Annotated in this window: 1 protein-coding gene and 1 pseudogene; one reads left to right on the top strand and one right to left on the bottom strand. The window is 51.1% G+C overall.

The features are described from left to right. Positions 1-940 (top strand): putative adhesin (locus ACPUER_RS36690; protein ID WP_425133572.1); only part of this gene is annotated, 940 nt, incomplete at its 5' end. A 108-nt stretch (positions 941-1,048) separates the two neighbouring features. Here ACPUER_RS36690 and ACPUER_RS36685 read toward each other — a convergent pair. Beyond that, positions 1,049-1,465: pseudogene (locus tag ACPUER_RS36685) on the bottom strand (transposase); the annotation flags it as partial. Positions 1,466-1,561 lie beyond the last annotated feature (96 nt).

Genomic DNA, 1,561 nt, shown 5'->3' with positions numbered 1-1,561 from the left:
GGTGAAGGGGTATGACACCTATGTTAAGGTAGATCCCCAAGGCCATAAACAAACGACCACCGGAAGCGATCCGCAGGCGTTGCCTAACCCGGGGAAAGGTGGCCGGAGCATAGTTAAGACAGAACAAACAATTGATGGTCACGTATTTACAAAAAAATCAACGTCGTCTTTTGATTTGTATTCCTTAGATAACGAGAAGAATGTACTGCTGATCACGGCGCACGGGGCAATTAATTCAGCACCTGAAGGCGCCCTGCCGGATCTTCCGCCATCGCTGCCTCCGAGGCCCGGACGAGATCCCTCGTCAACTATTAGCAATTCTCTCGAATCGCATATGGTCGGGCGTACATTGGATCCGACTAGAGCATCTGTCATGGTGCCTGGGGACAGCCATTTCACGCCATCAGTCCCTATTACGTATTATGTTGATCATAATACATCTCTCGTTTCAGAGAGTGATTCGACGTTGCGACTTATTACGCAGGGGAGGGCCATCGGATCTGAGGTATATCCACCAAATCGCCTTCAAACAGACTATCGTCTGGGTGATGTTAGTGGGCATTCTAAGAGTTTTTCGGGTGTCGAAATGGAGAGAAAGGATTTTATAAAAGCAATTATGTTGGAGGCGGAGTACATGAGAAGGGATGTCAATAATAATAAATCTCTAATGGATCTTCACATGAAAAATAAGGATTTGGTTATGGTTTCCGTCCCAGATGTTTTGATGGTGAAGAGTGATGTAAGATTGAGTGATATTTTATCGGACGAATATGTCAAATCGTACAAAAAGGTATTTTGCTCTTTCTGTCGAACGGTGAGGGGGGGGGAAATTCCAAAGGAAGATCGGCGCGTCAATATTAAAGGAGAAATGTCGGGGGAGGCGAAAATTGAAAAGAAGGTTATTGACAACCTCCAAAGCATTAATAGGGCTAAAAAATAGGTTAATCGCGTAAAACCGTCGAGATTTGCGATGCAGTAGATAATCTGATGCAGCGGCGTTGTTGCATAAATCAGGCGTGAGGACGAAGTGGTGCCGTTGTTCACGATTTCAGACGATACGGACGGACTGCGGGCGGGCGAGCTCGGTCATGCGGTTGAGCACGCCCACGAGAACGGCGACTTCGGTCGCCTGCGTATCGGTTCGGCGTGCCCACAAGCACGGACCGGTGAGCGTCTTGAACCGGTACATTGCATTCTCGGCCAGCGAACGACGGTGGTAGCCGCTTTGCTGCTTCCATTCGTGTCGACTGCCTTGTGCAATGGCGTCGAGCGCGGCGTTGCGCCGGAGCGCGCCGGGTGTGGTCGGCGGCCAGTAAACCGCGCCGTCGCGAGGCGGAATCGAGGGCGTCGCACTACGCGCGGTGATCGCGGCATAGCCGGCCTGCGTATCGTATGCGCCGTCGCCGCCGATGGTATCGATGGGCTCGTCGACTGGGATTTGATCAAGCAATTCGGGAAGTACTTCGTAAACCGTCAATAAACGACGCCCTACCAATGGTAGGCAGAAGGTCAGAAGCTAAGTGTCCGCGTGGACACATGCACTCAGACCGTGATGACAGAG

The sequence above is a fragment of the Burkholderia sp. DN3021 genome (assembly GCF_049805555.1).
GTDB lineage: Bacteria > Pseudomonadota > Gammaproteobacteria > Burkholderiales > Burkholderiaceae > Burkholderia > Burkholderia pyrrocinia_C.
The sequence above is the reverse complement of the archived record's forward strand: the minus strand, read 5'-3'. Positions and strand labels throughout refer to the sequence as shown.